At 72.0% G+C, this 3,752-nt stretch carries 4 protein-coding genes; 2 read left to right on the top strand and 2 right to left on the bottom strand.

Annotated elements, in window-relative coordinates; translation table 11 throughout:
• Both AAW13_RS38900 and AAW13_RS38895 read left to right on the top strand, forming a co-directional pair.
• A partial coding sequence (locus tag AAW13_RS38900) for a catalase (RefSeq protein WP_143145074.1) occupies window positions 1–709 on the top strand: 709 nt, incomplete at its 5' end.
• Between the two features lie 144 nt (window positions 710–853).
• Window positions 854–1,240 (top strand): ankyrin repeat domain-containing protein, encoded by a 387-nt coding sequence (locus tag AAW13_RS38895; RefSeq protein ID WP_046734678.1) that lies wholly within the window; start codon window positions 854–856, stop codon window positions 1,238–1,240.
• Here the strand turns inward: AAW13_RS38895 and AAW13_RS38890 are convergent.
• A complete protein-coding gene (locus tag AAW13_RS38890; protein ID WP_046734677.1) occupies window positions 1,230–2,471 on the bottom strand; it encodes a hypothetical protein in 1,242 nt (413 codons plus the stop codon). The two genes, AAW13_RS38895 and AAW13_RS38890, sit on opposite strands and share 11 nt — an antisense overlap.
• A complete protein-coding gene (locus AAW13_RS38885) occupies window positions 2,468–3,568 on the bottom strand; it encodes a hypothetical protein (protein WP_143145073.1) in 1,101 nt (366 codons plus the stop codon). Before AAW13_RS38885 ends, AAW13_RS38890 begins: the two co-directional genes overlap by 4 nt.
• Between the last annotated feature and the right edge of the window lie 184 nt (window positions 3,569–3,752).

Raw genomic sequence — 3,752 nt, 5'->3', positions numbered from 1 at the left:
GGACGGCGACTTCCCGAAGTGGAAGCTGTTCGTCCAGGTGATGCCGGAGGCCGACGCGGAGCACTACCGCTTCCACCCCTTCGACCTCACCAAGGTCTGGTCGAAGAAGGACTACCCGCTGATCGAGGTCGGCGAGTGGGAGCTCAACCGCAACCCCGACAACTACTTCGCCGACGTCGAGCAGGCCGCCTTCAGTCCGGCGAACGTGGTCCCCGGCATCGGTTTCTCCCCGGACCGGATGCTCCAGGGCCGCCTCTTCTCCTACGGCGACGCCCAGCGCTACCGCCTGGGCGTCAACCACCACCAGATCCCGGTCAACGCCCCGAGGAACCCGGCGAACTCCTACCACCGCGACGGCGCCATGCGCGTGGACGGCAACCAGGGCGCCACCCCGGGCATCGAGCCGAACTCCTACGGACGCTGGCAGGAACAGCCCGCCTACCGCGAGCCCCGGCTCGCCGTGGGTGCCGTCGCCGACCGCTTCGACTTCCGCGCGGACGACGACAACTACTTCGAGCAGCCCGGCGACCTCTTCCGCCTGATGACCCCCGGACAGCGCCAGGTCCTCTTCGAGAACACGGCACGCGCGATCGACGGCGCGTCCGAGCGGAGCGTCGAACGGCACATCGCCCACTGCACCCAGGCCGACCCGGCGTACGGCGAAGGCGTCCGCGGGGCGATCGAGGCGCTGGCCGCCGGCCGACTCTGACCTCCGTCCCGCTCGCCGCCCCCGGACCCCGCACCCGACCGGGCGGGGCCCGGACACGGCGGGCCCGGACCACACGACCGGCGGGCCCGGACCACACGACGGGCGGGCAGCGGGCCCACCGGAGCCGAACCGGAGAACGCACTCATGACCAGCGGAGCACTGACCCCTGAGCAGACCCGGCGGGTGGTGGCCCTGGCCATGGACCTGGCCCGCACGGGCAGCACCGGGACGCTGACGGACTTCGTGGCGCACGGTCTCCCGGTCGACGCGAGCGACGAGGCCGGCAACACGCTCCTCATGCTCGCCGCGTACCACGGCCGCACCGACACCGTACGGGCGCTGCTACGGCTCGGCGCCGACCCCGATCTGCGCAACGCCCGCGACCAGACACCCGTGGCCGGCGCCCTCTTCAAGGGAGCCGACGACGTGGTGGCGGTCCTGCTGGAGGCCGGCGCCGACCCCGACGCCGGCACGCCGACCGCCCGTACCGCCGCATCGCTGTTCGGCCGCGCCCACCTGCTCAGGGGCTGACCTCGTACATCCCCGCACCGTCCAGGTACCGGACGGTGTTCAGGTCCCGTCTCAGCACCGCCTCCACCGGGTGCCGCAGACTCAGTACGACCGGATACTCCAGGTCCCACGTGGTCGCCGTGAGGTCCTCGCCGGGGCGGACCAGCACACTGACCTCACGCACACTCTCCAGGCTCCGCACCTCGTCCAGGGCGCGGTACCCCACCAGCCGGCCCGCAACCGGCGACACCAGCGCCGCCCAGGCGGCCGCGACACGACGCCGGTACGGCACACCGGCCCGGGCCAGGAAGCGCCGCGGCCGCAGGTACGCGTCCACCGCCCACTCCAACTGGCCCTCACCGATGGCATCCGCGACGTGGTACGGCAGCCCGGACGGCCGGGCGCCCGCCTCCACCAGCCGCGGGCCGTCCGGCGTGAGCTTGATCTCCAGGTGCGCCGCGCCGAACCGGACACCGAGCGCGTCCAGCACCTGGAAGCCGTATCGCACCAGATCGTCCACGACCGGGTCCTCGTGACGCAGCAGCACCTGTGCCACGACCAGGTCCCGCACCCCGTTGGCCGAGACCCGGTCGGTGCTCCAGACATCCGTGACGGTGTGCACACCTTCACAGCTGACGGTGTTCACGACGTACTCCGCGCCGACGAGGTACTCCTGGGCGACCACCTCGGTGATCCGGTCCCCGAACGCGGACGTCGTGCCCCGCAGCGCAGTGAGAGCGCCGGCCGAGTCGTCGGGTCCGTCACAGAACCGCACCCCGTGTCCCAGCGCGCCCCGCGGCGGCTTCACCACGGCCGTACCGTCCAGCCGCGCGTGCCAGGCCCTCAACTCGGCCGCGTCCCCGGTGCGGACCTGCCGCAGCGCGGGCACCCCGGCCGCCCTGAGCCGTTCGATCTGGAGGTACTTGTCCCGCCGGGCGGCGCTGAGCGCCGTACCGTTGGACGACGGGAGTCCCAGCCTCTCGGACAGCGCGTCCGCCAGCTCCACCCCCGACTCCCGGCCGGGCAGCACGGCACGCGGCTGAAGCACGGCCAGCCGCTCGGCCAGTACGTCGGGATCCTCTCCGGCCACGAGCGTGCGGCTGAACCGGGCCGGGTTCACCGCGGCGACCCCCGGAAGCAGCTCAGGGGTGCTCCGCACGTGGACCACCCCGCACCCGACGGCGGCGAAGGCGTCCACATAACGGTGCGAGGTACCGAAGGCGTCCACGACGGCCACCTGGAGAGCCGTCATACGTGGCTCCCTCCCGCGTCGGCCGGTGACCGGTCCGGCAGTTCGGCGAGAAGCCGACGCGCCGCCAGCAACCGGTACACCGCGTTCGTCAGCACGGTGTGCACACCGAACCCGGAAGTACCCGGCTCACCGTCGGCCAGGACGTCCCCCTCGCCGTCCTGGGCCAGGATGTCCCGCCTGGTCAGCGCGTCGTCCGGGGCGAAGACCTCCGGCAGTGCCTTCCTGGTGATCCCCAGGTGCACCATGCGGAAGTCCACGAACCCGTCGACCAGGTCGAGCAGTACCCCGGCGGCGCCGCGGCCGGTCTTCACCCGGCCGTCGAGGACCGCCTCAACAACGTTGTCACCCCTGCCCGACCGCTCCCGCCACTCGCTGATGAGGGGCCGGGACCACGCCGGGAAGTACGCCAGGGACTGGTCGAGATACCGCTCGTACTGCCTGCTCGGCGCCAACAGCACCAACTCCAGCAGCTGCACGCTCGGCATGAACGCCCCGCTCGCGCCACGGGGTCCGCCCTGATACCCCATGTGGTACGGCCGGAACGCCCGGAACGCCTCCCGGGACAGCCGGCCGAACCGTGCCATGTGGGCCCGGAAGTCCTCCAGCGCGGACAGCGCAGCCTCGAACTCGGCGGCCGTGTCCACGGCGTCCGGCTCCCGCAGCACCGCGCACAACCGCTCGAAGGCGGTACGCGCCGCGGGCTCCGCCAGCCGGTGGCCGAGGTAGAAGTCCCGTTCCAGAAGCCCGAGTCGCCCCTCGGAGAACACCCGTATGTCGCCACCGCGCTGCCACTCGGCGCAGTTGACGTCGATGAGCAGTTCGTAACTCATGTACGGGTCGAGTGCGGGGAACCGCGCGCACCGCGCCGAGACGGCGTCCAGCAGGGGTCCGGGAAACGCCGAGGGCCCCGCCGGAAGGTACCCGTTGAGCATGAAGAGGAGGTCGAGCTGGACCAGTGGCGCCGCGGCGGCGTCGCCGTCGACATGCCTGCCCACACCGAGCGTGTCGAGCAACCGGCACTGCCGCGCCTCGAGTTCCTCGTAGGTGCACAGACCGCGCGCCACGGCGGCCAGATCGGCGGGTAACTGATTCACCACGTATGGCCCGAGAGGTGAGGGCGGCGAGGCCGGCGTACCCCCGGCCGAGCCACGTGAGGGAGCTGCCAGCCCGGAGAACAGTTCTTCCTTCTGCACGTTCGCCTCCACTGCGGGGGGACGACGACACCCGGCGAGTCCGGTTCCACGGCGCCCGCCGGACGTGTCCTTCACTGGGGGAACGAGA

It is taken from the genome of Streptomyces humi (assembly GCF_001005085.2).
Classification (GTDB): domain Bacteria; phylum Actinomycetota; class Actinomycetes; order Streptomycetales; family Streptomycetaceae; genus Streptomyces; species Streptomyces humi.
This window is presented reverse-complemented; position numbering and strand designations above follow the sequence as displayed.